We start from the raw sequence: 24913 nt of genomic DNA, 5'->3' as shown, positions 1-24913 counted from the left end.
GCCAGCACTCTGCATCCTACTGCAACCAGCGCCGCAGGGAAAACTGCGTGGTGGAGGCTGGTTGTGAGGATACCGGGTGCTGGCCCCTACCCTCCCGTAAGCAAGCGCACCGTACCCGGGATGGCCCCGGGGACGGGTGGTGAGAAACGGGGAGGCGAGGACATAGTCGCCGGAGTGTGCCCGACGGCTACCGGAACTTAGGCGTTGCCGGTGCGCTCAGCGATGATCTCCGTCGCGACAGAGGAGGGAACCTCGCCGTAGGAGTCGAAGATCATCGTGTAGTTCGCACGACCCTGGGTCTTGGAACGCAGGTCGCCGACGTAGCCGAACATCTCGGACAGCGGGACCTTGCCCTTGACGACCTTCGCACCGGAGCGGTCCTCCATCGCGGAGACCTGACCGCGGCGCGAGTTGATGTCGCCGATGACCTCACCCATGAACTCCTCGGGGGTGGTGACCTCGACGGCCATCAGCGGCTCGAGCAGGACCGGCTTCGCCTTGGCGACGCCTTCCTTCAGGGCCTGGGAGCCGGCGATCTTGAACGCCATCTCGGAGGAGTCGACGTCGTGGTATTGACCGTCGATCAGGGTTGCCTTGATGTCAACCAGCGGGAAGCCGGCGAGGTAGCCGTACTGCATTGCGTCCTGGATACCGGCGTCGACGGAGGGGATGTACTCCTTCGGGATACGACCACCGGTGACGGCGTTCACGAACTTGTAGTTCGCGTCCTCGCCCTCCTCCAGCTCCTCGGGCTCCGGGTTGTACGGCTCGAGAGCGATGATCACCTTCGCGAACTGGCCGGAACCACCGGTCTGCTTCTTGTGGGTGAACTCGATCTTCTCGACGGCCTTGCGGATCGTCTCGCGGTACGCGACCTGCGGAGCACCGACGTTGGCCTCGACCTTGAACTCCCGCTTCATGCGGTCAACGAAGACGTCGAGGTGCAGCTCGCCCATACCACCGATGATGGTCTGGCCGGTCTCGTCGTCGAGGTTGACGGTGAAGGTCGGGTCCTCTTCCGTCAGACGCTGGATGGCGACACCCAACTTCTCCTGGTCGGACTTGGTCTTCGGCTCGATGGAGACCTTGATGACGGGCTCCGGGAAGTCCATGGACTCCAGCAGGATCGGGTCGTTGATGTCACACAGGGTGTCACCGGTGGTGGTCTCCTTGAGACCGATCATCGCGTAGATGTTACCGGCGTGGGCCTTGTCGACCGGGTTCTCCTTGTTGGCGTGCATCTGGAAGAGCTTGCCGACGCGCTCCTTCTTGCCGGTGACGGCATTCAGGACCTGCTGGCCGGGCTCGACGTTTCCGGAGTAGACACGCACGAAGGTCAGCTTGCCGAAGAATGGGTGTGCGGCGATCTTGAAGGCCAGAGCAGAGAACGGCTCGTCGTCGCTGGGCTTGCGGGACATCTCGACGTCCTCGTGGCCCGGCTTGTGGCCCTGGATGTTCTCGACGTCCAGCGGAGACGGCAGGAAGTCGATGACCGCATCGAGAACCGGCTGGATGCCCTTGTTGTGGTAGGCGGTACCACAGAAGACCGGGTAGATCTCGGAGTTGATCGTCATCTTGCGGATGGCGGCCTTGATCTCCTCGAGGGAGAGCTCCTCGCCGGCGAAGTACTTCTCCATCAGAGCCTCATCGGACTCGGCGACGGACTCCAGCAGCTTCTCGCGGTACTCGGCGGCCTTGTCGGCCAGGTCGGCCGGGATCTCCTCGTAGGTCGGCTCAGCACCGACCTCGACGCGCCCCCGCCAGGTGATGGCCTGCATCGTCAGCAGGTCAACAACGCCGTCGAAGTCATCTTCGGCGCCGATCGGCAGCTGCATGACCAACGGCTTGGCACCGAGACGGTCGATGATGGTCTGCACCGTGAAGTAGAAGTCAGCGCCCAGCTTGTCCATCTTGTTGACGAAGCAGATGCGCGGAACGTCGTACTTGTCGGCCTGACGCCAGACCTGCTCGGACTGGGGCTCGACGCCCTCCTTGCCGTCGAAGACGGCGACAGCACCGTCCAGCACGCGCAGGGAGCGCTCGACCTCGACGGTGAAGTCGACGTGACCAGGTGTGTCAATGATGTTGACCTGGTTCTCGTCCCAGAAACACGTGACGGCGGCGGAGGTGATCGTGATACCACGCTCCTTCTCCTGCTCCATCCAGTCCGTGGTGGAGGCACCGTCGTGCGTCTCGCCGACCTTGCGGTTGATACCGGTGTAGTAGAGGATGCGCTCGGTGGTCGTGGTCTTACCGGCATCGATGTGCGCCATGATGCCGATATTGCGGACCTTCTTCAGGTCCTTCTGCACTTCTTGTGCCACAGTCTATTCCCTCAATGTAGTCGGAATGTCGTAGATGATTGTGCCATCGACCGGGCGACCACGCAGGTTCTACACCGGCCGGGGAGGACCCTGCCGACGGCAGGGTCCTCTCAGGTCACCAGCGGTAGTGGGCGAAGGCGCGGTTGGCCTCAGCCATCTTGTGGGTGTCCTCACGACGCTTGACGGAGGCACCGAGACCGTTGGAAGCGTCAAGGATCTCGTTGGCGAGACGCTCGGTCATGGTGTTCTCACGACGCTGACGGGTGAAGGTGACCAGCCAGCGCAGTGCCAGGGTGGTGGAACGGCCGGGACGGACCTCGACCGGCACCTGGTAGGTGGCGCCACCGACACGACGGGAGCGGACCTCGAGGGCCGGCTTCACGTTGTCGAGGGCCTTCTTCAGGGTGAGGACCGGGTCGGTGCCGGTCTTCTCACGGCAGACCTCGAGGGCACCGTAGACGATGCGCTCGGCGGTCGACTTCTTGCCGTCCAGCAGAACCTTGTTCACGAGCTGGGAGACGATGACGTCGTCGTAGACCGGGTCCTTGACGAGGGGGCGTGCGGGTGCGGGACCTTTACGAGGCATGTGCTACTTCTCCTTCTTCGCGCCGTAGCGGGAACGGGCCTGCTTGCGGTCCTTGACACCCTGGGTGTCGAGGGATCCACGGACGATCTTGTAACGGACACCCGGAAGGTCCTTCACACGACCGCCACGAACGAGCACCATGGAGTGCTCCTGGAGGTTGTGGCCCTCGCCCGGGATGTAGGCGGAAACCTCGATGCCGGAGGTGAGTCGCACACGGGCGACCTTACGGAGAGCCGAGTTCGGCTTCTTGGGGGTGGTGGTGTACACGCGGGTGCACACGCCACGACGCTGCGGCGAGCCCTTCAGGGCAGCCGTGGCAACCTTGCCAGACTTGTCGTGGCGGCCCTTGCGGACCAGCTGCTGGATAGTAGGCATTAACCGACTTTCTGCTTGTTCGTGTCCTGCCGTGACCCCGGGCACTTCCGGCACTCAACCGGTGGGCCCTCGTGGTCGGACGAGACCTTCTTCGAGATCATTTCCCTGCTGTTCACGAGCGTCTTTGTTTTGAACGTGCCGAAACCCCTCAGCCGCTCTCGCTGGCCTACGGGGTAGAAGTTCATATCGGCCGGAAGACCGGCAGACGCGTCCTGATAAGTGGGACTGTGGCCTGACACTACCCGACACGCCGGATACCACCAAATTGCGGATACCAGCGGGAACACGTGTACCGCGGCGCCGGCCCGGGCGTTGCAGATATACATCCGTATCATATCCTCATCCTGAGTGACGGTGACCGGCACCTGGCCCTCGCTGGCTGCGCGCCGGAACACGTCCGTCGTGGTTCGGCCGTACCATACGTCGCCGCGGCCGCTCCCCTACCGACCACCACCCGGAAAAGCCGAAACCCGGCCCCTGCGAGAAGCAGGAGCCGGGTCAGGTGACTACCCGGACGGGAGGTGTCAGTTCAGGTCGATGTCGTCGAGCGGGACGGCGGCACCGGTGAACTCCCCGTAGGAGTCGTCTCCGTAGAAACCGTCGCCGAAGGTCGACGGCAACTGGTACGCCGCTGCACGTGCTTCCTCGGTCGGCTCCACGGCGATGTTGCGGTACTTCGAGATACCCGTACCAGCCGGGATCAGCTTACCGATGATCACGTTCTCCTTGAGCCCGATGAGCTTGTCGGAGCGCTTGTTGATCGCGGCATCGGTGAGGACACGGGTCGTCTCCTGGAAGGACGCGGCAGACAACCAGGAGTCGGTGGCCAGCGAGGCCTTGGTGATACCCATGATCTCGGCACGGACCTCCACCGGACGGCCACCCGTCTGGACAGCAGCCTTGGAGGCGGCGACCGCATCAGCGTGATCGACCAGGGAACCCGGCAGGTACTCGGTCGAGCCGGAGTCGATGACGGTCACGCGACGCAGCATCTGGCGCACGATGATCTCGATGTGCTTGTCGTGGATGGCCACACCCTGATCGCGGTAGACCTTCTGGACCTCGTTGATCAGGTGCTGCTGGACGCCGCGACGCCCCATCACACGGAGGACCTCGTGCGGATCCGCGGAGCCCTTCAGGAGCTGCTGACCGCGGACGACGCTGTCGCCGTCCTTGATCTGGCGCTCGAAGTCACCGACCTTGATGACCGCGAGGCCCTGGCGCTTCGACAGCTTCTCGTACACGACCTCGTCCGAGCCGTCGGCCGGGATGATCGTCAACGTGTAGAAGTTGTCGTCGTCCTCGATGCGGACCTTGCCGTCGACCGACGCGATCGGGGCCTTGGCCTTCGGGACACGCGCCTCGAACAGCTCCTGGACACGGGGCAGACCGCCGGTGATGTCTCCACCGACACCGCCCTGGTGGAAGGTACGCATCGTCAGCTGCGTACCGGGCTCACCGATGGACTGGGCGGCGACGATGCCGACGGCCTCGCCGATGTCGACCTTCTTACCGGTCGCCATGGAACGGCCGTAGCAGGTCGCGCACACACCGGTAGCGGTGTCACAGGTCATCACCGAACGGACCTTGAGCGTTGCGACGCCGGCGTCGACGAGCCGCTGAATCTCCGGATCACCGAGATCCTGACCCGCGGGAATGACGACGTTGCCTGCAGCGTCCACCGCATCTGCGGCGAGGAAGCGGCCGGTCGCGGCAGTCTCGACGAACTCCGCACGACGGAAGCCACCGGTCTCGTTGCCTTCTGCGTCCAGGACCGGTTCCGCCAACGGGATCGTGACACCCTTGGAGGTCTCACAGTCGTCCTCGCGCACGATGACGTCCTGCGCCACGTCCACCAGGCGACGGGTCAGATAACCCGAGTCCGCGGTACGCAGAGCCGTGTCCGCCAGGCCCTTACGGGAACCGTGGGAGTTGTTGAAGTACTCCAACACCGACAGGCCTTCACGGAAGGACGTCTTGATGGGACGCGTGATGTAGTCACCACGCGAGTTCGTCACCATGCCCTTCATACCGGCCAGGGTCCAGATCTGACGCATATTGCCCGCGGCACCCGACTTCACGATCATCGGGATCGGGTTGTCGTCCGGGTACAGCTTCTCGACGGACTCACCGACGAAGTCGGTGGCCTCCTTCCAGAGGTCGACCAGGGAGTTGTACCGCTCCGTCGCGTTGATCTTGCCGCGAGCCATCTTCTTCTCGATGACGCGGGCACGATCCTCGTAACGATCGAGGATCTCCTTCTTGTTCGGCAGGACCAGCACGTCGTGCATGGTGATGGTCACACCGGAACGGGTCGCCCAGTAGAAACCGGCGTCCTTCAGCTTGTCCACGGTCTGGGCGACCGTGATCATCGGGTACTTGGCAGCGAGGTCGTTGATGACCGCGCCTGCGGCTTCTTCGCCATGACGTCGTCGACGAAGGGGTAGTTCCAGGGCAGGAGCTCGTTGAAGAGCACACGACCCAGCGTGGTCTCCGCGAGCCAGACCTGACCCTTCTGCCAGCCGTCAGGGAACTGCTCCGCCTCGACGTCCTCCGGCGGGCGGAGGTGGTCGATGCGCACCTTGATCGGGGCCTGCAGACCCAGGACCCCACGGTCGCGGGCCATGATGGCCTCGGCCAGCGTGGAGTAGACACCCCGCTCGGGGCCGTTCTCGTCGGCCGGGCGGTATGCGCCCTGGCCACCGATCTCATCCTCCGTCTTCTGCAGCGTCAGGAAGTAGAGACCGGTGACCATGTCCAGACGCGGCATGGCCAGCGGCTTACCGGACGCCGGAGACAGGATGTTGTTCGACGCGAGCATGAGGATACGGGCCTCGGCCTGCGCCTCGTCGGACAACGGCAGGTGGACGGCCATCTGGTCACCGTCGAAGTCGGCGTTGAAGGCCTCACACGCCAACGGGTGCAGCTGGATGGCCTTACCCTCGACGAGCACAGGCTCGAACGCCTGGATACCCAGTCGGTGCAGCGTCGGTGCACGGTTCAGCATCACCGGGTGCTCGGCGATGGCGTCCTCGAGCACGTCCCACACCTCGGGGCGCTGGCGCTCCACCATCCGCTTGGCGGACTTGATGTTCTGCGCGTAGGACTTCTCGACCAGTCGCTTCATCACGAACGGCTTGAACAGCTCCAGGGCCATCTGCTTCGGCAGACCACACTGGTGCAGCTTCAGCTGCGGACCGACGATGATCACGGAACGACCGGAGTAGTCGACACGCTTGCCGAGCAGGTTCTGACGGAAACGCCCCTGCTTGCCCTTCAGCAGGTCAGACAGCGACTTCAGCGGGCGGTTGCCCGGTCCGGTGACCGGACGGCCACGACGACCGTTGTCGAACAGTGCGTCGACCGACTCCTGCAGCATGCGCTTCTCGTTGTTCACGATGATCTCGGGTGCCCCGAGGTCCAGCATGCGCTTGAGACGGTTGTTGCGGTTGATCACGCGACGGTAGAGATCATTGAGGTCAGAGGTCGCGAAACGACCACCGTCGAGCTGCACCATCGGGCGCAGCTCCGGCGGGATCACCGGGACTGCATCGAGGACCATGCCGGCCGGGTCGTTACCGGACCGCAGGAACGCCGCGACGACCTTGAGCCGCTTGAGCGCACGCAGCTTCTTCTGGCCCTTCCCGTCGCGGATGACCTCGCGCAGCTTCTCTGCCTCTGCCTCGAGGTCGAAGGAGCGGATCAGCGTCTGGATCGACTCCGCGCCCATGCCGCCGGTGAAGTAGTCCTCGTAGCGGTCGACGAGCTCGGTGTAGATGCCCTCGTCCACGATCATCTGCTTCGGTGCCAGCTTGACGAAGGTGTTCCAGATCTCGTCCAGACGCTCGATCTCGCGCTCGGCACGCTCACGGATGTGGCGCATCTCACGCTCTGCCGCCGTCTGGATCTTGCGCTTCGCGTCAGCCTTGGCACCGGCGGCCTCGAGCTCGGCCAGGTCGGCCTCCAGCTTCTCGGACCGGTCGGCCAGGTCGGCGTCGCGCTCGTTCTCGACTTCCTTCTTCTCGACCAGCATCTCTGCCTCGAGCGTGGTCTGGTCGTTGTGACGACCTTCCTCGTCGACGGAGGTGATGATGTTCGCGGCGAAGTAGATGATCTTCTCGAGATCCTTCGGGGCGAGGTCGAGCAGGTACCCGAGGCGGGACGGAACACCCTTGAAGTACCAGATGTGGGTGACCGGGGCAGCGAGTTCAACATGGCCCATGCGCTCACGCCGGACCTTGGACTTGGTCACCTCGACGCCGCAACGCTCGCAGATGATGCCCTTGTAACGGACACGCTTGTACTTGCCGCAGGCACACTCCCAGTCACGGGTAGGCCCGAAGATCCGCTCGCAGAACAGACCGTCCTTCTCGGGCTTCAGGGTGCGGTAGTTGATGGTCTCCGGCTTCTTGACCTCGCCATGTGACCAACGACGGATGTCGTCGGCGGTCGCGAGACCGATACGCAGTTCGTCGAAGAAGTTGACGTCCAGCACGTGGACTCCCTTTCCCCTCCGTCTTCATACGGAGGGCGGTAGTGCGGGTGGTGCAGTGAAAAAAGGTCAGTGCTTGTCTGGTGGTGGGAGTTATCCCACGTCGCTGTCAGCGTCCGGACGCTCGTCCCGGGACAGGTTGATGCCCAGGGCGGCGTTGGCGTGGTCCAACTCGTCGTCGTCCGTGGAACTCAGCTCCATCGGGGAACCGTCCGCCGCGAGCACCTCGACGTTGAGGCACAGCGACTGCAGCTCCTTGAGGAGAACCTTGAAGGACTCCGGAATGCCCGGGTCCGGGATGTTCTCGCCCTTGACGATGGCTTCGTACACCTTGACACGTCCCACGACATCGTCGGACTTGATGGTCAGCAGCTCCTGCAGGGTGTAGGCCGCGCCGTACGCCTGCATGGCCCACACCTCCATCTCACCGAAGCGCTGTCCACCGAACTGCGCCTTACCACCGAGCGGCTGCTGGGTGATCATCGAGTACGGACCGGTGGAACGAGCGTGGATCTTCTCGTCGACGAGGTGGTGCAGCTTCAGCATGTACATGTAGCCCACGGAGACCGGGTACGGGAAAGGCTCACCGGAGCGGCCGTCGATGAGCTCAGCCTTGCCGTCACCGTCGGTGAGACGGATACCGTCGCGGTTCGGACGGACTGACTTCATCAGGCCGGAGAGCTCCTCGTTGGAGGCACCGTCGAACACCGGGGTCGCGGTGAGCGAGTCGGCGGGCACGTCGTAGAGATCCTCGGGAAGAGTCTCCAGCATGGCCTTGACCGTCGGGTCGTCGGAGTCCGCGTCGACTGTCCAGCCGTTCTTCGCCAGCCAGCCCAGGTGGGTCTCGAGGACCTGACCGATGTTCATACGGCGCGGCACACCGTGCGTGTTCAGCAGGATGTCGACCGGGGTGCCGTCCGGCAGGAACGGCATGTCCTCGGCGGGCAGGATCTTACCGACGACACCCTTGTTGCCGTGGCGGCCGGCGAGCTTGTCGCCGTCCTGGATCTTGCGCTTCTGCGCGACATACACGCGGACCATCTCGTTGACACCCGGCGACAGGTCGTCGTCGTCCTCGCGGGAGAACACGCGGACGCCGATGACCTTGCCGGTCTCGCCGTGCGGCACCTTCATGGAGGTGTCGCGGACCTCGCGGGCCTTCTCACCGAAGATCGCACGCAGGAGACGCTCCTCCGGGGTCAGCTCGGTCTCGCCCTTCGGCGTGACCTTGCCGACCAGGATATCGCCGTCACGAACATCGGCGCCGATGCGCACGATCCCGCGCTCGTCGAGATCCGCCAGGACGTCCTCGCCCACGTTCGGGATGTCACGGGTGATCTCCTCGGGCCCGAGCTTCGTGTCCCGCGCGTCGATCTCGTGCTCCTCGATGTGGATCGAGGTCAGGATGTCCTGCTCAACCATGCGCTGGTTGAGGATGATGGCGTCCTCGTAGTTGTGGCCCTCCCACGGCATGATGGCGACCAACAGGTTGCGGCCGAGCGCCATCTCACCGTTGTCGGTGCCGGGGCCGTCGGCGATGGCCTGGCCGGCCTCCACGCGGTCACCCTGGCTGACCAACGGCTTCTGGTTGTAGCAGGTGCCCTGGTTGGTGCGCTCGAACTTGCGAAGCATGTAGGTGTCGCGCACGCCGTCATCGTCCATGATGGTGATGTAATCGGCCGAGACGAACTCCACCGCACCTGCCTTCGGGGACACGATCACGTCGCCGGCGTCGTAGGCGGCACGCTGCTCCATACCGGTGCCCACGAACGGAGCTTCCGCACGCAGCAGCGGCACAGCCTGACGCTGCATGTTCGCACCCATGAGGGCACGGTTGGCGTCGTCGTGCTCGAGGAACGGGATCATCGCGGTCGCGACGGAGACCATCTGGCGCGGTGAGACGTCCATGTAGTCGACCCGGTCAGCCGGGACGACCTCGACGTCACCGCCACGCAGACGCACCTCGATCTGCTCCTCGGTGAACTGCTTGTCCGCGTTGTACGGGGTGTTCGCCTGGGCGATGATGTGGCGGTCTTCCTCGTCGGCGGTGAGGTAGTCCACCGTGTCGGTGATCTGACCGTTCTCCACGCGACGGTACGGCGTCTCGATGAATCCGAACGGGTTCACCCGGGCGTAGGACGCCAGGGATCCGATCAGACCGATGTTCGGGCCCTCAGGGGTCTCGATCGGGCACATGCGTCCGTAGTGGGACGGGTGCACGTCGCGGACCTCGAGGCCGGCGCGTTCACGGGACAGACCGCCCGGGCCGAGCGCGGACAGACGACGCTTGTTGGTCAGGCCCGACAGCGAGTTGTTCTGGTCCATGAACTGCGACATCTGCGAGGTACCGAAGAACTCGCGGATCGCGGCGGAGACCGGACGCACGTTGATCAGCGAGGTAGGAGTGATGGATTCCGCGTCCTGCGTGGTCATACGCTCACGCACAACGCGCTCCATGCGGGACAGGCCGACGCGGATCTGGTTCTGGATCAGCTCGCCGACGGTACGGACGCGACGGTTACCGAAGTGGTCGATGTCGTCCGTGCCGAGCGGGATCTCCACGGAATCCGGGGAGGTCATGTCCTTTTCACCGGCGTGCAGACGCACCAGGTACTCGATGGTGGTCAGGATGTCCTGTTCGGTGAGGGTCATCGGGCCCTCACCGCCGGTACCCAGACCCAGCTTGCGGTTGACCTTGTAACGGCCGACCTTCGCAAGGTCGTAACGGCGTGAGTTGAAGAAACTGTTCTCCAGCAGAGCCTGTGCGGAGTCACGGGTCGGAGACTCACCGGGACGCTGCTTACGGTAGATCTCCAGCAGCGCCTCGTCGGTGTTGGCGACGCCGTCCTTCTCGAGCGTCGACATCATGATCTCGGAGAAGCCGAAACGCTCCGTGATCTCCTCGGCGCTGAGGCCCAGCGCCTTCAGCAGGACGGTGACCGGCTGACGACGCTTGCGGTCGATACGCACACCGATGGTGTCGCGCTTGTCGACGTCGAACTCCAGCCACGCACCGCGTGACGGGATGACCTTGACCGAGTGCAGCGGGCGCTCGGTGCCCGGGTCAATGGACTCGTCGAAGTACACGCCCGGGGAACGGACCAGCTGCGACACGACGACACGCTCGGTGCCGTTGATGATGAAGGTGCCCTTGTCGGTCATCATCGGGAAATCACCGATGAAGACGGTCTGGCTCTTGATCTCGCCGGAGGTGGCGTTGGTGAACTCCGCGGTGACGTACAGCGGAGCCGAGTAGTTGATGTCCTTGTCCTTGCACTCGTCGACGGTGTTCTTGACATCGTCGAAGCGCGGCTCGGACAGGACCAGGGACATGTTCTCCGAGTAGTCCTCGACAGGGGACAGCTCTTCGAGGATGTCCTCGAGACCGGAGGTGATACGAACGCCCTCCCCGGCCTCGGCCTGCTTGCGGGCACGCCACTGCGGCGTGCCGACGAGCCAGGCGAAAGAGTCCCTCTGAATGTCGAGAAGACCGGGAACCTCGATCGGGGCATCGATCTTCGCGAACGAGTGACGTTGCGAAGCTCCGGGAATTCCCGGGGTGGAACTGGTCAGGCGGGAGACTGCCAAGATGGGGTCCTTCCAGCACCTCACGTGTCTGCCGTAACCCGGGACCGGTGAATCGGTCCGGACGGTGGCTGACACGGTTGCTATGAGCGTACGGTCTGCGGTGGTCTGTGGAAATCTGTGGGGTTCTGTGGGGGTTGACGGGAGCCGGGTCAGTTGCGAACCAGTGTCCGGAAACAGTTGATGGACCTTGTCAAGTAGCCGGTCCGGGCCGAATCGGCGTGGTCGGGCACTCTGGCGTTCCGCCGTGCCGTGACCATGTCGATCCCCTCCGTACCATCGCTCATCAAGGTCGTGTCCTGCTGTTATCGCAACGTCGCCGGACGTCAATCCAGCGCAACGATCGATCGTATATCACCCGCGTGCGGATGTCCACCCCTACGACACACCGGGCCACCCTCCCCGTGAACCGGCCCGTGTCGCGCCGTCTACTTCTTCGGCGACTGCGTTGATCCAGACCGCTGGACACGCTGTGGCCGTAAGGCCACGACCGCCGAACCGAGTGCCACGATAGCACCCGTGACAGTCAGCACAATACCCCATCCTCGTGTCGGGCGGTCGTGTCCCAGGTCCGCGGCCTGAACCAGCAGGTCGTTGCGCTCCGCGTCCGGAGTCGCACCGTTGAAGGAACTGAGCAGTTCCGGCGCCTCGCCAACGGCGCCGTCACCGTCGGGGACATAGACATCCTGGATGTCCTCGGTCACCGACACGATCATCCCGCTCTCCGGCTCCACCCGGAACTCCTTGGAGCCGTTGCGGTAGAGCGAGGACGGGGCCCCCTCCCCCGTGGTCGATGTCGACCGGTAGTACCCCGGGTTGGCCTGCCTCACCGGCTCTGCGTCGAAGTCCTGCCGGAAGACGTACACCTCAGTGCCGTTGACGTCCTCGGTCTGCACGAACTGCGCAGGGACCTCACGGCGGAGCAGGTTGTCGAAGACAGGATACTCCTCCTGTGCGGTGTTCCTGGGGAACGCCAGCCACTGACCGTCGACCTCGGTAGGCGCAGCAGGTGTCGCCGGTGTATCCGCCACCTTCGCGTCCCCCAGGGAGCGCCCTGTCATCCGGTCGATCCGGTAGCTCCACACCTCAGCGTCAAGGAGGCCGCCATCGCCTTCGATGTCCTCCCTCAGCGAGGTGACCCCCACGGTCGCCGCCGCCGATTCATCGTCTGCCGGCTCGCCCAGAGACACCGCATAGGTCTTGGTCACCGGGGCCGTGACGGGCTGCGGAGACTCCCCCTCGTCCTGCCCCTCGCCCGCCAGGTAGGAGGGGCCGATACGGGCCTCGTCGTCCTGCAGCGTCAGCTGCGACTCACTGAGTTCCAGCGGTACGGGACGTTCTGGAGGCACCAGTAGTGGCAGAGCGATACCGACGGCGAGCAGGATGCACCCCAGCCCGAGTGTGAGGACGGCGGCGACGCGGGATCTCGGAAGCATGCGGACCATCGTAATGCCCCCACCGGACAGACGGGAACAGACGACAACACCCCCGCCACAGACGTCCTGAGAACGTCCCTGACGGGGGTGGTGAAGAATGCGGCGTATGCCGGAGACCTCTTACTTGAGGGAAACCTTGGCGCCGGCCTCTTCGAGCTTGGCCTTGGCAGCCTCGGCGTCGTCCTTGGAAGCACCCTCGAGGAGGGCCTTCGGTGCGCCCTCGACGAGCTCCTTGGCCTCCTTCAGGCCCAGGCCCGAGACGAGCTCGCGGACAACCTTGATCACGCCGATCTTCTTGGCGCCGGCGTCCTCGAGAACGACGTCGAACTCGTCCTTCTCTTCCTCAGCGGGGGCAGCAGCAGCGCCGGGAGCGGCAGCAGCGGCGACCGGGGCAGCGGCGGTGACGTCGAAGGTGTCCTCGAAGAGCTTGACGAACTCAGAGAGCTCGATCAGGGTCATCTCCTTGAAGGCCTCGAGCAGTTCGTCGTTGGTGAACTTAGCCATGTCGGCTTCCTTTCTTTGTCCCGCTCAGCATTGAGCGGGAAACGGGGTGTAGAGCGTATGGGGGTTAAGCCGCCTGACGGGTCAGGCAGCTTCCTTCTTCTCCTGGAGCGCGGCGGTAAGCCGTGCAACCTGGGATGCCGGAGCGTTGAACAGACCAGCAGCCTTGCTGAGGGAGCCCTGCAGGGCGCCGGCCAGCTTGGCCAGGGTGGTCTCACGGTTGTCCAGCTCAGCGATTGCCTCAACCTGGGCCGCGGACAGCGGGTTGCCGTCCATGCTGCCGCCCTTGATCACGAGCGCCTTGTGATCTGCACCGAACTTCTTGAACGCCTTGGCAGCGTCCACTGCCTCACCCTGAATGAAGGCGACGGCGGTCGGTCCGGTGAGCAGTTCATCAGCGATCTCGACGCCGGCCTGCTTCGCGGCCAGCTTGATCATGGTGTTCTTGGCGACGGAGTAGGTGACCTCGGAACCCAGGGCCTTGCGCAGCTCAGTCGTCTGAGCGACGGTCAGACCACGGTACTCGGTGAGCACCATGGCGCTGGCGTTCTCGAAACGTGCGGTGAGCTCCGCGACGGATGCGGTGTTCTTTGCGTTTGCCATACTCTCGCCTCCTTCCTGATGTCTGTCGGTGGTGCGACCAGACGGTATCTGAACGGCCATCATGCACACACAGCGACGCCCCGTGCACAGGGCACGGGGCGCGGAGGGCGGCAGTCGCGGACCGCTGGGGTCCGGTGCCGCTCGGCGTGTTCCGTGTTTCCCTGCGTAGGTCGCCATCACCGTGTCATGGTGATGATCCTTCGTCCGTCCTCCCCGGTGCTGCCCGGTGAAGACGTCAACCGACGGTCTCCGGTGAAACTTGAACGTTCGCGGGTCACCCCACGATCAAACTTCTCGCATGACTATAGACGCCGAGCCCCCAGAGGCCCAAATCGTCGCGCCCGTCACCACCCCGGCCCCGGTCGAGACCGGAATGCCGGCAGGCCGTTCCGTCGAACGCCACCGCATCCCCGGCCCCGGGTAGTAGGTTCGGTGGAATGAGTTCACCGTCAAATACTTATGCCGCCTCCGGCACACCCGAACACCGGTTCTTCCTGACCGCGTTCCTGAAGTCGTGGGGACACGCCGACCCGATGCCGGCAGGCGTCAACGACTGGGACGCCCCGTTGTCCGAGGAACACCCGGTACCCGTCGTCCTCCTCCACGGCACATGGATGAACGCCTACGGGACGTGGTCGATGATCGCCCCGAAACTCGCCGCCCGCGGCTTCAGGGTGTTCGCCCTGAACTACGGCAGCAACGACGAGAGTCTGCTCGGCCGACGCACCTGCTGTTTCGGAAACGGCGGGCTCCTGGACGCCACCGCCGAGATCGGCGAGTTCATCGACACCGTGCTCGAGCGCACGGGGGCGTCCCAGGTGGATGTCATCGGCCACTCCCAGGGATCCGCCCAGGCCCGCATGATCGTCACCGAGAACGAGGGGCGGTTCGCCGGCGGAGAACCCAAGATCAGGAACATCATCGGCCTCGCAGGATCGGGCCACGGCACCACCATGATGGGCCTCGGCACCCTCGCCGCATGGCTCCGCGACAAACTGCGCGGAAAAATCAATGTCTCCGGGCTCCTCCGCGCTGCGCTGGGCCAGTGCGCTGAAGACCAGATCGTGGACTCCGATGTCGTCAGGTACATCAACCGCGACGGCGACACGGTTCCCGGCGTGCACTACACGATGATCGGTACCCGCTATGACGAAGTCGTCACGCCATGGCGCACCCAGTTCCTCACTCCCGGTGAGGACGCAACCGTGCACAACTTCTGTGTACAGTCCGACGGCAATGCACGGGACTGGAGCGACCACCTGTCCCTGTGCTACTCACCGAGGACCTTCGACCTGATCCTTGAACGGCTCTCGGACAGTGACAACGGCAGTCCAGGAAGCTACCGCGAGACGCATCCCCACGTCGTTGCCCGCGTCATCCCCGTACTGGGGCAACTTCGGCAACGCGGGTACTGACGACGACAGACGACGCCCCTGGCGACCCCGTCATTCCGGGGTCGCCAGGGGCGTTGTTCACGGGAACGGAGGAAACTAGTCCTCGTCGCCGGTGAAGTTCTTCATCACGGACGGATCAACCTGGATGCCCGGGCTGTTCGTCGTCGCGACGGTGATCTTCTTGATGTAGCGGCCCTTGGCAGCGGACGGCTTCACGCGGAGCAGTTCCTCCACCAGCGCGCCGTAGTTCTCGGCGAGGGCCTTCTCGTCGAAGGACGCCTTGCCGATCATGGCGTGCAGGTTGGCAGCCTTGTCGACGCGGAAAGAGATCTTACCGCCCTTGATCTCGGAGACTGCCTTGGCGACGTCCGTGGTGACGGTACCGGTCTTCGGGTTCGGCATGAGGCCACGCGGACCCAGGACGCGGGCGACGCGACCGACCTTGGCCATCTGGTCAGGGGTGGCGATCGCAGCGTCGAAGTCGGTCCAGCCGCCCTGGATGCGCTCGATGAGCTCGGCGGTGCCCACGGCCTCGGCACCGGCCTCTTCGGCGGCGGTGGCGTTGGGGCCCTCGGCGAAGACGATGACGCGGACGTTCTTACCCGTGCCGTTCGGCAGCGAGACGGTGCCGCGAACCAGCTGGTCGGCCTTACGGGGGTCGACACCCAGGCGGATCGCGACGTCGACGGTGGCGTCGTAGGTCTTGGAGGAGGTCTCCTTGGCCAGCTTGACGGCCTCGATCGGGGTGTAGAGACGATCGGCGTCGATCTTCTCTGCGGCGGCGCGGTACGCCTTGGAGTTCTTGCTCATGGTACTGGTCCAATCAGTGGTTGTTGGAGTGTGGTTGACGGGCCGCAAGTGGCCCTGCCACGGGTGATGCCTGTGCTACAGCGTCAGGCAGGCTGGTCGACGACGTCGATGCCCATGGAGCGTGCGGTGCCGGCGATGATCCGGGCGCCGTTCTCCAGGTCGTTGGCGTTGATGTCCTCGAACTTGGTCTGCGCGATCTCGCGGCACTGTGCCCAGCTGACCTGGCCGACCTTCTCAGCGTGAGGAACGCCGGAGCCCTTCTGGATGCCTGCGGCCTTCAGCAGCAGCTTCGCTGCCGGCGGGGTCTTCAGCTTGAAGTCGAAGGAGCGGTCCTCGTAGACCGTGATCTCGACCGGGATGACGTTCCCGCGCTGGGACTCGGTGGCGGCGTTGTAGGCCTTGCAGAACTCCATGATGTTGACGCCGTGCGCACCGAGCGCCGGGCCGACCGGCGGCGCCGGGTTAGCGGCACCCGCCTGGATCTGCAGCTTGATCAGGCCGGAGACCTTCTTCTTCTTCGCCATGGTTCACCTCTTCACGTGGTACCAGGTGTGTCGCCTGCACAGACGACCTTGCCCGTCCTATGGCGGGGACAGGACACACCTGTCCGGATGCCGGTCTGGTTACCGGCCACCGGGTGGAATGTTCATGTGCTCGTGATGAGCAACGGTCAAACTCTAGTTGAGCTTCTCTACCTGGTCAAATGCCAGGTCGACGGGGGTCTCGCGACCGAAGATCGACACCAGGGCCTTCAGCTTGCTGTTCGCTGCATCGATCTCGGAGATCGTGGCCGACACCGAGGCGAACGGGCCGGACAGCACCGTCACGGACTCGCCGACCTCGAAGTCCACCTCGACCTGATCGCCGAGCGGCGTCGGTGCCATGGCGACACCGGTGTCGCTGACATCGACGGGGGCGCCCGCCTCGGCGTCTTCCTGGGACGCCGGCGCGGTGGCCGTCTCCGGGGGAAGGAGGAACTTCGCGACCTCGCGGATCTTCACCGGAGTCGGCTTTCCCTCGTTACCGACGAAGGAGGTGACACCCGGGGTGTCACGGATGACGGACCATGAGGCGTCGTCCAACTCGATACGGACAAGCACATATCCGGGCAGGAGCTTACGCTTGACCCGCTTACGCTTGCCGTCCTTGAGCTCGGTGATCTCCTCGATCGGGACGACGACCTCGTGGATCTGCTCGTCCACACCCAGGGTCTGGGCGCGCATCTCGAGGTTCGTCTTCACCTTGTTCTCGTAACCCGAGTAGCACTGGATGATGTACCAGTCACCGTCGAGCTTCTTCAGCGCACGCATGAACTCGCGCAGTCGCGTACGGTACGCGGCCATGGCCGCGTCCTCGGGACTCTGCTCGGCCGCGGGGGCGTCAACGGCGGCTTCTGCTCCGTCGACACTGTCCTGCGCCGCGGTATCTGTGTCTCCGAGTTCGCTGACGGCCTGCTGCACGTCATCATGCGCTGCGGCAGCGAGACCTTCCGCCGTGCTGCTGTCGTGGGTGTTCTCGTCACTCATGGGTTGATCATCTCCCTGATGGTACGGACGCTGTATGTGGGTTCGTTCGTTGTCCTGCTTTTCCAAGTGCGGGTGGGCAACCGTGCCCCGCATGAAAAATCCGCCTCGCCGTGAGGCGGAGGCGGTGGATACTGAGGTCGATCATAGCACGGTCAGAGACCGAACATGAACTCCAGACCTTCACCGGTGAGCAGGTCGACAACCGTGCACATCGCGGTGATCGCGATGAGGAACACCAGCGTGACAATGGAGTAGGTGACCATCTCACGGCCCGTAGGCCAGATGACCTTCTTCACCTCTGATCCCACGGAACGCGGGAACGCGAGGATACGACTGCCGCCCGACTTGGCCCCGTCGACATCCGCGACCTTGGCGGACGTACGGTTGTCCTGGTCGGCGGTGCTTCCTTCCCCGCTGACCTGACGCTTACCGGACGGACGCAACGGACCGCCGGTGGACCCGACTTCGTTGTTCTTCTCGTCGCTCACGTGATCTACAGCTCCTCGGAATATGGAAAACCCCGGTGATGTCGGGCCGGTGATTGCCGGCCCGGCATCCCGGGGCATGTGCAGGGGCGACAGGACTTGAACCTGCAACCTGCGGTTTTGGAGACCGCTGCTCTGCCAATTGAGCCACGCCCCTTCGCGATGGATCTCAGCCTACCACGACGGGCAGACCACGATGTCTCACGGACGGTGCCGCGTTAACGGCGCCGCAGCAGTCTATCAGCCGCCCGTCCCGCGTAACAACTGGGCCACGGTACCGCAGCCGTGGACGTTGAATACCGAGGTCAGGACCCGTACCCCGCACCACTCCCCTATCACTCGACCGACCCCGCTACTATCCCCACACAGCAGAACACCCCGCGCCCTGAGGTGCAGGGTGCGGGGTGTTCCTCGTCGTACTCTGGTAGCGATGCCGGGGATCGAACCCGGGACCTCACGATTATGAGTCGTGCGCTCTAACCATCTGAGCTACACCGCCAGGGCCATTCAACCGGCTGTGACCGGCATGCCGGATATCGCCTCAAAATGACTTGAGCCCCCTGACAGAATCGAACTGTCGACCTTTTCCTTACCATGGAAACGCTCTGCCGACTGAGCTAAGGGGGCGTACTCCATACAACAGGACCGGTAGACAACCTTGGTTGTTCCCGCTCCAGCTCCTGAAGCCTGAAGTAGAATAACCAGAGTCACCGCCCTGGCACAAATCCACAGGTCACTGGCGATAAATCGCACTCCGTGAACCTGTGGCACCGCAACCTCAGCCGCGCATGGCCCCCCAGTCTCCCCACTCATCACCGTCGACGGCCCCCATCTCAGCACCGCCCGGACGACCGCCACAGCGTCCCCGGCACGGAGCAACCCCAGAGGTTGGTCGCACCAACCTCTGGGGTTGCTCCCTCAGTCTCGCGCGGGCGGGAGAGACTCGCGGACGAGACGGAGAAACCGCTACAGGAGCACCAAGCACGAGAAAACCGCCCGGGGAGTGTCTCCACTCCTCGGGCGGTTCATTCTGTGCCAGGTAAAGGATTCGAACCTTTGAAGGCAATGCCGGCGGATTTACAGTCCGCTCCCTTTGGCCGCTCGGGCAACCTGGCGTGCACCTCACGGTGCGAGGGATACCCTACTACGAGGCGACATGGTATCCGCAAATCACCTGGTCAGAGCTACAGTCAGCCCAGGCGGTCCAAGGAGTACTCCATGAGGTTACGGAGAGCACCCGTCGCGGGAATCGCCGGGAGCAGTGCCAGTTCCGCCTCCCCCAGACCCCGGTAACGCTCGACGTCGGCCAGTGCGCGTTCCCGCCCGTCCGAGGCACGGATGAGCGTCAGCGCCTCGTCCACGAGCTCATCGTCAGTCACCGGACCGGTGAGCAACTCCCGGAGACGGGCACCACCTACGGTCTCTTCGCGCATGGCGTAGAGCACGGGGAGAGTGAAGACACCTTCGCGCAGGTCGGTGCCGGGGGTCTTACCGGACGTCTCCGGATCGGACCAGATGTCGATGATGTCGTCGACGATCTGGAAGACCTGCCCCAGGTGACGGCCGAACCGGAACAACGCGGCACGGTGCTCCTCGGCCGCCCCCGAGTGGAGAGCGCCCAGGTAGCCTGCGGAGGCGATGAGCACCCCGGTCTTCTCCTGGATGACCTGCATGTAGTGCTCGATGTCGTCGTCCCCGTCGGGGGGGCCGATGGTCTCACGCATCTGCCCGGTGACCAGTTCGCCGAACGTGTCGGCGAAATGACGGACCGTCTCGGTCCCGAGATCCGCCATCAATCCGGAAGCGACGGCGAAGATGTAGTCGCCGGCGAGAATGGCCACGGAGTTGGACCACCGCGCATTGGCGCTGGGGGCGCCCCGACGACGCTCCGCCTCATCCATCACGTCATCGTGGTAGAGCGTAGCCAGATGGGTGAGCTCGACGACGACGGCCGCGTCGGTAACTTCAGCGCGCCCACTCCCCTGCTCGTCCTGCCCGTACTGCGCCGCCAGCAGGGCGAACATCGGACGGAAGCGTTTCCCCCCGGACACCGCGAGATGGCTGATCTTGTCGGTGAGAAAGGTCTCCCCGGACGACAGGACCTCGCGGAGCCTGGCCTCCACACGGGCCAGGCCGTCCGGGACAGCGGTGTTCAGGTACTCGTCACCGAGATCGAGCCCCACCCGCACATCCGAGTTAGTGCTTGCCATGAATTACGTAGCCTCTGTCCGTCAAACGTCTTCTCTGGATAATCTTGCTCCCCGCTACTGTAGACCAGCACCTCGGCACGGACCCAGACGAGCAGGAACAAAGATCGGTGGAGGCGGGGTACCGTCGCGCTGATCCCCCTCCCGGTACGGCGCCGTGCCACAATAGTCGCGATGAATGACACAGAGTGCGAAGTTCTCGTCGTCGGTGCCGGACCGGCCGGATCGGCCGCGGCACACCGGGCCGCCGGCGCAGGCCGCGATGTTCTCCTCGTGGATATGCAGGACTTCCCACGGGACAAGACCTGCGGTGACGGACTGACTCCGCGGGCCGTCCATGCACTGGAACGTCTCGGTGCGTCCGACCTCATCTCGACCTCCGCCGGACGTCCGGAGATCCACGGACTGAAGCTGCACGGGTTCGGAGGTTCAGTCACCGCCCCGTGGCCCGAATACGCCGAGTTTCCTGCCCGGGGTACGGCGGTCGCCCGAACTGACATCGACAACGCACTCGTGGATATGGCTGTCTCCTCCGGCGCCCGGCTGCGTACCGGGACGAAGGCCGTCGACGTGGAGACCGACCTGGTCGGCGGTGCGCGTAGGGTACGTGCCGTGCACTTCGCCGACGGTTCCACGGTGCGCTGCCGTTACCTGGTCCTGGCTGAGGGGGTGCGCAGTGGAATCGCCCGGACACTGGGGACCCGCTGGTTGCGCGGTCTCGTCCACGGTGTGGCTGCCCGCTCGTACTGTCCCACTCCGTTCGGCGATGAGCCGTGGATCCACTCGCACCTGGAGCTGCGGGACACCGAGGGCACTGCGCAGCCGGGCTACGGCTGGATTTTCCCGCTCGGCACCGACGGCGAGCACGGTTCCGCGGTCAACCTGGGCTGTGGCGCGCTGTCCACGTCCCGGCGTCCGGCGAAGGTCAATGTCCGCCGGTTACTGGCGACCTATGCCGAACAGTGTCGTGGCGAGTGGAGCCTCGGCGAACCGACCCACGTCGCCAGCGCCCTGCTGCCGATGGGCGGGGCGGTCACCCGCGTCGCCGGGATCAACTGGGCGGCGGTCGGGGACACCGCCGCACTGGTCAACCCGTTGAACGGTGAGGGCATCGACTACGCACTCGAGTCCGCCGCGGACCTGGTCGACCTCCTGCCCGACGCCGACCGTTCCCCCGACGGTTTCCGCTACATGTGGCCCGCGCACCTGAGCGAACGTTACGGAGACGCGTTCTCCCTGGCACGACGGGCCGCAACGCTGCTGACGATGCCGGGGCTCCTCGCCGCCCTCGGCCCGCTGGGAATGCGTGGTCCTCTTTCAGATCAGCTGATGGGATCTGCCGCACGGTTGATGGGCAACCTCGTGACCCCGGAGGACCGGGACCTGACCGCCCGGGTCTGGTTGACCGCGGGAAAGCTCAGTAGCGCCCACGACCGGTTCTGGCACGCAGAGTCGCGTCCGCTGTTCGGGCGCTGACCGGGGCCGCAAGCAGACCGGCTGCTGTGTGTGGCTACTCCGTCGTCGAGGGTGCGGTGGCCGGTTTCGGGGCCGGTTTCGTGGCACTGTGCAGGGCCGTGATTCCGAAGGTGAGGTTCTGCCACCCGCACCCTTCCCACCCGGAGCGGTTGATCAGCGACGCCAGAGCCTCCTGGTCCGGCCAGTCGCGGATCGACTCCGCCAGGTACACATAGGCTTCCGCGTTCGAGGAGACCGCCTTCGCGACCGCTGGTAGTGCACGCATGAGGTATTCCATGTAGATCGTACGGAACACCGGAACCACCGGGGTGGAGAACTCGCAGACGGTGAGCCGTCCCCCCGGCCTGGTGACACGGGCCATCTCACGCAGCCCGGCAGCAGGGTCCACGATGTTCCGCAGCCCGAAGCTGATGGTCACCGCATCGAAGGTGTCGTCCGGGAAGGGAAGACTCATCCCGTCCCCACACACCTTCGGAACATTCCTGTCCTTCCCCGCCGCCAGCATCCCCGGGGAGAAGTCGCAGGCCACACACCATGCACCAGACTCCGAAAGCTCCACCGTGGAGACCGCGGTCCCCGCAGCCAGGTCGAGGACCTTGTCTCCCGGGGCGAGCTCAAGCCGTCGACGGGTACGTTTACGCCAGATACGGTCCTGCCCGAAGGAAAGCACCGTATTGGTCAGGTCGTAGTTCTCTCCGACGGCGTCGAACATGCGGGCGACGTCGTTCGGGTTCTTCTCCAGGCTGGCTCGTGACACGGTGACCAAGCCTAGTCGATCGTCGGGTCCTCCCCCGCTTTCCCCCGACGCCACCAGAGCTGCACCGCCCCGAACAACAGTCCCGTCACCGCCACCGAAACCAACCACACTGACAGTGCCGGAATCACCGACAACGTCCAACCCCGTCCCTGCACCTTCACGTTCTCCGTGTCGGAGCGCTGGTAGTCGACGTAGACCCGGTCGCCCTGGGACAGGCCCGTCGGATACTTCAGACCGCGGTCGGGCTGGTGGTAGGCCCCCGTGTCGTCACGGAAGCGCACCAGCGTGGTGGAACCGTCACTGAGCACGTCGGCCACGGCGACGCCCCGGTCGCCGGAAATCTTCGCGTCGTTGACCGCTGCATTGACGACGATCATCCCGCATACGGCGGTGGCGAGAAGAAACAACGCCAGCACCGCCTGAACCAGACGGCGGTGGACCAGTGCCCGCGTCGGGCGGAAGGATCCGAGGAAAGACGGAACGGTCAACACGGCCTATCCCTCCCCCGTCGGCGAGACCGTGGTCTTGGCCGTCAGGGCCCGGTGCATACGCTCCCGCGGGCTGCGGGAGACCGCGGCCTCGACGACCAGCAGCCCGCCGGGCCCCTCGGCATGGTTCTCGAGGGCCAGGCTCAGTTCCTGGAGCGTCCCCACCTGCTGGTGTGCGACTCCGTAGCCGTCACACAGTGCGCCGAGCTCCACTCCCGTCGGGGTGCCGACGACGCGGTCGAACGCGGACACTCCGTCGTCGAACGTCCTCAGCCCCGGCGCGCCGACCTCGAGCGTCTCGAAGATCGCACCACCGTCGTCATTGGAGACCACGATCACCAGGTTCTCCGGACGTGGCTCGCCGGGCCCCATCGACAGTCCGTTGATGTCGTGGAGGAATGTCAGGTCGCCCATCAGGGCGACGGTCCTCGGCGCCCGCATCAGGTCCGGTTCGGCGGACGCATGCGCCAGAGCCACCCCCACCGCCGTGGAGACTGTCCCGTCGATGCCGGCGGCACCACGACTGGCGACCACGTGCACGCCGGGGAACGGTAGGCCGGTCAGGGACGCGTCACGTACCGCGGAGGAGGCGCCGAGCACCACGGCATCTCCGTCGGACAGGCTGTCGGTGACGGCGGCGGCGACATGGAGTCCTGTGAACTCCTCGCCGGCGATCTCCTCCCTGACCGCCTCCGCCGCAACCTCGCCGGCCGCGGCACAGGTCCGCAACCATCCCCGGGGATGCTCACCTGTCACGGTGACACCGCGCAACGGTGCCGCCGTCTCCAGGTCCGTGCGTCCCACCGCGGGGGCCGTCGGGCGGTCGGACACCGGGAACACCCGGATGTCCGGGTCCGCAAGCAACCGTGCGATACCGCGGTGCAGTGTCGGGCGGCCGATGAGCACGATCTGCTCCGGGCGCATCTGCGCCCGGTATTCCCCGTCCCCGACACCTGCACCGATCTCAGCGGCAAACAGCCCAGCGGCGGCGGGATGGACCGGCGCATCGGGGGCAGGGCACCCCGGCTCGGCGATAGTCGGGACTCCGGCGAGTTCGTCGAGGACGTGCCGTGCCCACACCCGGTCACGGACGTCACCGGCCACGACCAGCGTACGACTCGACAGGTCCACCACCGCGGAGGGAAGCATCGGTGTCCGGAGCACGTCCGACATCCTGCGGTGCTCCCCCTCGCCGCCGCCGACCTCCCGCGCGGCCAGGCTCACGTCCGTGGTCGAGGAAGGCACCAACGGCTCGTCGAAAGGAATGTCGATCTGGACACCACCGGCGTCGACCGGAGACGTGGCCCGCATCACGGCATGTGCCACCTGCCCGCGTACGTCCTGCCCGGTGGCCGGGCGTCCACCCGCCACCGCCGCATCAATACCGACGGCCTCCACCGCGTGCGTGCCGAAGATACCGAACTGGTCGATCGTCTGATTCGCGCCGGAGCCCAGCAGTTCCCACGGACGGTTCGCCGACACCACGATCAGCGGTACTCCTGCAGCCGTGGCCTCAACCATGGCCGGAAGGCAGTTCGCCACCGCCGTACCGGAGGTCATCACCACCGGGACGGCGCGTCCTGACCGCTTGGCCAGTCCCAGTGCCAGGAAGGAGCCGGAGCGCTCATCGGTGCGTACGTGCAGCCGCAGTCGGCGCAGACGATCTGCCTCGGCGAACGCCAGAGCCAGGGGAGCCGACCGCGACCCCGGGCAGACGACAGCCTCCCGTACACCGTTGGCGATGAAAGCGTCCACGACAATCGCCGCCACCTGTGTGGCGGGCGAGAGGTGCGCCAGTGTCGGACACAGGTCAGCGTGCGTGGAGTCAGGGGTGTCGATCGGGTCAGTCACAGTCCCTGACGCTACCC

Annotated in this window: 19 protein-coding genes, 4 tRNA genes and 1 pseudogene; 3 read left to right on the top strand and 21 right to left on the bottom strand. The window is 65.0% G+C overall.

Annotation, left to right across the window (positions count from 1 at the left end):
- Positions 1 to 197 precede the first annotated feature (197 nt).
- The 9 genes and pseudogenes from fusA to rplJ all read right to left on the bottom strand — a co-directional run bounded on the left by fusA (position 198) and on the right by rplJ (position 13902).
- A complete protein-coding gene (gene fusA, locus BJF89_RS09280) occupies positions 198 to 2324 on the bottom strand; it encodes an elongation factor G (protein ID WP_075814225.1) in 2127 nt (708 codons plus the stop codon).
- Positions 2325 to 2439: 115 nt separating this feature from the next.
- Positions 2440 to 2910, bottom strand: coding sequence for a 30S ribosomal protein S7 (rpsG, locus tag BJF89_RS09275; RefSeq protein WP_038546231.1), 471 nt, complete (start codon positions 2908 to 2910; stop codon positions 2440 to 2442).
- 3 nt (positions 2911 to 2913) lie between these two features.
- Entirely contained in the window at positions 2914 to 3285 is a 372-nt protein-coding gene (gene rpsL, locus BJF89_RS09270) for a 30S ribosomal protein S12 (RefSeq protein ID WP_038546228.1), read from the bottom strand.
- Positions 3285 to 3650 (bottom strand): hypothetical protein, encoded by a 366-nt coding sequence (locus BJF89_RS09265; protein WP_139311955.1) that lies wholly within the window; start codon positions 3648 to 3650, stop codon positions 3285 to 3287. The genes rpsL and BJF89_RS09265 overlap by 1 nt, the downstream gene beginning before the upstream one ends.
- Before the next feature lie 159 nt (positions 3651 to 3809).
- A pseudogene (locus BJF89_RS09260) lies at positions 3810 to 7780 on the bottom strand (DNA-directed RNA polymerase subunit beta').
- A 90-nt stretch (positions 7781 to 7870) separates the two neighbouring features.
- On the bottom strand, positions 7871 to 11365 hold the full coding sequence (locus BJF89_RS09255) for a DNA-directed RNA polymerase subunit beta (protein WP_186314526.1): 3495 nt from the start codon (positions 11363 to 11365) through the stop codon (positions 7871 to 7873).
- A 425-nt stretch (positions 11366 to 11790) separates the two neighbouring features.
- Positions 11791 to 12798: a DUF3068 domain-containing protein gene (locus BJF89_RS09250; RefSeq protein ID WP_255372566.1), complete on the bottom strand. Its 1008-nt coding sequence runs from the start codon at positions 12796 to 12798 to the stop codon at positions 11791 to 11793.
- Between the two features lie 120 nt (positions 12799 to 12918).
- On the bottom strand, positions 12919 to 13302 hold the full coding sequence (rplL, locus tag BJF89_RS09245) for a 50S ribosomal protein L7/L12 (RefSeq protein WP_075814217.1): 384 nt from the start codon (positions 13300 to 13302) through the stop codon (positions 12919 to 12921).
- Between the two features lie 81 nt (positions 13303 to 13383).
- A complete protein-coding gene (gene rplJ / locus BJF89_RS09240) occupies positions 13384 to 13902 on the bottom strand; it encodes a 50S ribosomal protein L10 (RefSeq protein ID WP_075814215.1) in 519 nt (172 codons plus the stop codon).
- 298 nt (positions 13903 to 14200) lie between these two features.
- Between rplJ and BJF89_RS19480 the strand changes: the two genes are divergently transcribed.
- Positions 14201 to 14326 carry a hypothetical protein gene (locus tag BJF89_RS19480; protein WP_255372565.1) on the top strand — a complete coding sequence of 42 codons (126 nt, stop codon included), beginning with the start codon at positions 14201 to 14203 and terminating at the stop codon, positions 14324 to 14326.
- A 13-nt stretch (positions 14327 to 14339) separates the two neighbouring features.
- On the top strand, positions 14340 to 15317 hold the full coding sequence (locus tag BJF89_RS09235) for a triacylglycerol lipase (protein ID WP_075814213.1): 978 nt from the start codon (positions 14340 to 14342) through the stop codon (positions 15315 to 15317).
- Between the two features lie 75 nt (positions 15318 to 15392).
- On the opposite strand, the gene rplA is transcribed toward BJF89_RS09235, so the two are convergent.
- The 9 genes from rplA to BJF89_RS09190 form a co-directional block, all read right to left on the bottom strand.
- On the bottom strand, positions 15393 to 16106 hold the full coding sequence (rplA, locus tag BJF89_RS09230; RefSeq protein WP_075814211.1) for a 50S ribosomal protein L1: 714 nt from the start codon (positions 16104 to 16106) through the stop codon (positions 15393 to 15395).
- An 83-nt stretch (positions 16107 to 16189) separates the two neighbouring features.
- Entirely contained in the window at positions 16190 to 16630 is a 441-nt protein-coding gene (gene rplK, locus BJF89_RS09225; RefSeq protein WP_075814209.1) for a 50S ribosomal protein L11, read from the bottom strand.
- Between the two features lie 153 nt (positions 16631 to 16783).
- Complete coding sequence (locus BJF89_RS09220; protein ID WP_075814207.1) at positions 16784 to 17632, bottom strand: transcription termination/antitermination protein NusG; 849 nt, start codon at positions 17630 to 17632, stop codon at positions 16784 to 16786.
- Positions 17633 to 17784: 152 nt separating this feature from the next.
- Positions 17785 to 18120, bottom strand: coding sequence for a preprotein translocase subunit SecE (secE, locus tag BJF89_RS09215; protein ID WP_075814205.1), 336 nt, complete (start codon positions 18118 to 18120; stop codon positions 17785 to 17787).
- A gap of 81 nt (positions 18121 to 18201) precedes the next feature.
- Positions 18202 to 18274: transfer RNA gene (locus tag BJF89_RS09210), tRNA-Trp, on the bottom strand.
- Between the two features lie 265 nt (positions 18275 to 18539).
- A tRNA-Met gene (locus BJF89_RS09205) sits at positions 18540 to 18616 on the bottom strand.
- 55 nt (positions 18617 to 18671) lie between these two features.
- Positions 18672 to 18744, bottom strand: a tRNA-Thr gene (locus tag BJF89_RS09200).
- A 406-nt stretch (positions 18745 to 19150) separates the two neighbouring features.
- Positions 19151 to 19232: transfer RNA gene (locus BJF89_RS09195), tRNA-Tyr, on the bottom strand.
- Positions 19233 to 19307: 75 nt separating this feature from the next.
- Positions 19308 to 20327 carry a polyprenyl synthetase family protein gene (locus tag BJF89_RS09190; protein ID WP_075814203.1) on the bottom strand — a complete coding sequence of 340 codons (1020 nt, stop codon included), beginning with the start codon at positions 20325 to 20327 and terminating at the stop codon, positions 19308 to 19310.
- A gap of 171 nt (positions 20328 to 20498) precedes the next feature.
- Between BJF89_RS09190 and BJF89_RS09185 the strand changes: the two genes are divergently transcribed.
- Positions 20499 to 21800 carry a geranylgeranyl reductase family protein gene (locus tag BJF89_RS09185; RefSeq protein ID WP_075814201.1) on the top strand — a complete coding sequence of 434 codons (1302 nt, stop codon included), beginning with the start codon at positions 20499 to 20501 and terminating at the stop codon, positions 21798 to 21800.
- A 34-nt stretch (positions 21801 to 21834) separates the two neighbouring features.
- On the opposite strand, the gene BJF89_RS09180 is transcribed toward BJF89_RS09185, so the two are convergent.
- Genes BJF89_RS09180 through menD form a run of 3 tightly spaced genes read right to left on the bottom strand, consistent with a single transcriptional unit; the run spans position 21835 to position 24896 of the window.
- Positions 21835 to 22557: a demethylmenaquinone methyltransferase gene (locus BJF89_RS09180; protein ID WP_075814387.1), complete on the bottom strand. Its 723-nt coding sequence runs from the start codon at positions 22555 to 22557 to the stop codon at positions 21835 to 21837.
- An 11-nt stretch (positions 22558 to 22568) separates the two neighbouring features.
- Entirely contained in the window at positions 22569 to 23045 is a 477-nt protein-coding gene (locus BJF89_RS09175) for a DUF3592 domain-containing protein (RefSeq protein WP_075814385.1), read from the bottom strand.
- A 6-nt stretch (positions 23046 to 23051) separates the two neighbouring features.
- The gene (menD, locus tag BJF89_RS09170; RefSeq protein ID WP_075814199.1) at positions 23052 to 24896 is read right to left on the bottom strand and encodes a 2-succinyl-5-enolpyruvyl-6-hydroxy-3-cyclohexene-1-carboxylic-acid synthase; all 1845 of its coding nucleotides are present in this window, start codon (positions 24894 to 24896) and stop codon (positions 23052 to 23054) included.
- Positions 24897 to 24913 lie beyond the last annotated feature (17 nt).

The sequence above is a fragment of the Corynebacterium sp. CNJ-954 genome, from assembly GCF_001942345.1.
Taxonomy (GTDB): domain Bacteria; phylum Actinomycetota; class Actinomycetes; order Mycobacteriales; family Mycobacteriaceae; genus Corynebacterium.
This window is presented reverse-complemented; position numbering and strand designations above follow the sequence as displayed.

Excerpts from the sequence above, each read along its gene's own strand:
- BJF89_RS09250 (WP_255372566.1), bottom strand. The coding sequence starts at position 12,798 with ATGCTTCCGAGATCCCGCGTCGCCGCCGTCCTCACACTCGGGCTGGGG.
- BJF89_RS09220 (WP_075814207.1), bottom strand. The coding sequence starts at position 17,632 with ATGAGTGACGAGAACACCCACGACAGCAGCACGGCGGAAGGTCTCGCT.
- rplL (WP_075814217.1), bottom strand. The coding sequence starts at position 13,302 with ATGGCTAAGTTCACCAACGACGAACTGCTCGAGGCCTTCAAGGAGATG.
- BJF89_RS09235 (WP_075814213.1), top strand. The coding sequence starts at position 14,340 with ATGAGTTCACCGTCAAATACTTATGCCGCCTCCGGCACACCCGAACAC.
- rpsG (WP_038546231.1), bottom strand. The coding sequence starts at position 2,910 with ATGCCTCGTAAAGGTCCCGCACCCGCACGCCCCCTCGTCAAGGACCCG.
- rplK (WP_075814209.1), bottom strand. The coding sequence starts at position 16,630 with ATGGCGAAGAAGAAGAAGGTCTCCGGCCTGATCAAGCTGCAGATCCAG.
- rpsL (WP_038546228.1), bottom strand. The coding sequence starts at position 3,285 with ATGCCTACTATCCAGCAGCTGGTCCGCAAGGGCCGCCACGACAAGTCT.
- rplA (WP_075814211.1), bottom strand. The coding sequence starts at position 16,106 with ATGAGCAAGAACTCCAAGGCGTACCGCGCCGCCGCAGAGAAGATCGAC.
- BJF89_RS19480 (WP_255372565.1), top strand. The coding sequence starts at position 14,201 with ATGACTATAGACGCCGAGCCCCCAGAGGCCCAAATCGTCGCGCCCGTC.
- BJF89_RS09190 (WP_075814203.1), bottom strand. The coding sequence starts at position 20,327 with ATGGCAAGCACTAACTCGGATGTGCGGGTGGGGCTCGATCTCGGTGAC.
- rplJ (WP_075814215.1), bottom strand. The coding sequence starts at position 13,902 with ATGGCAAACGCAAAGAACACCGCATCCGTCGCGGAGCTCACCGCACGT.
- BJF89_RS09185 (WP_075814201.1), top strand. The coding sequence starts at position 20,499 with ATGAATGACACAGAGTGCGAAGTTCTCGTCGTCGGTGCCGGACCGGCC.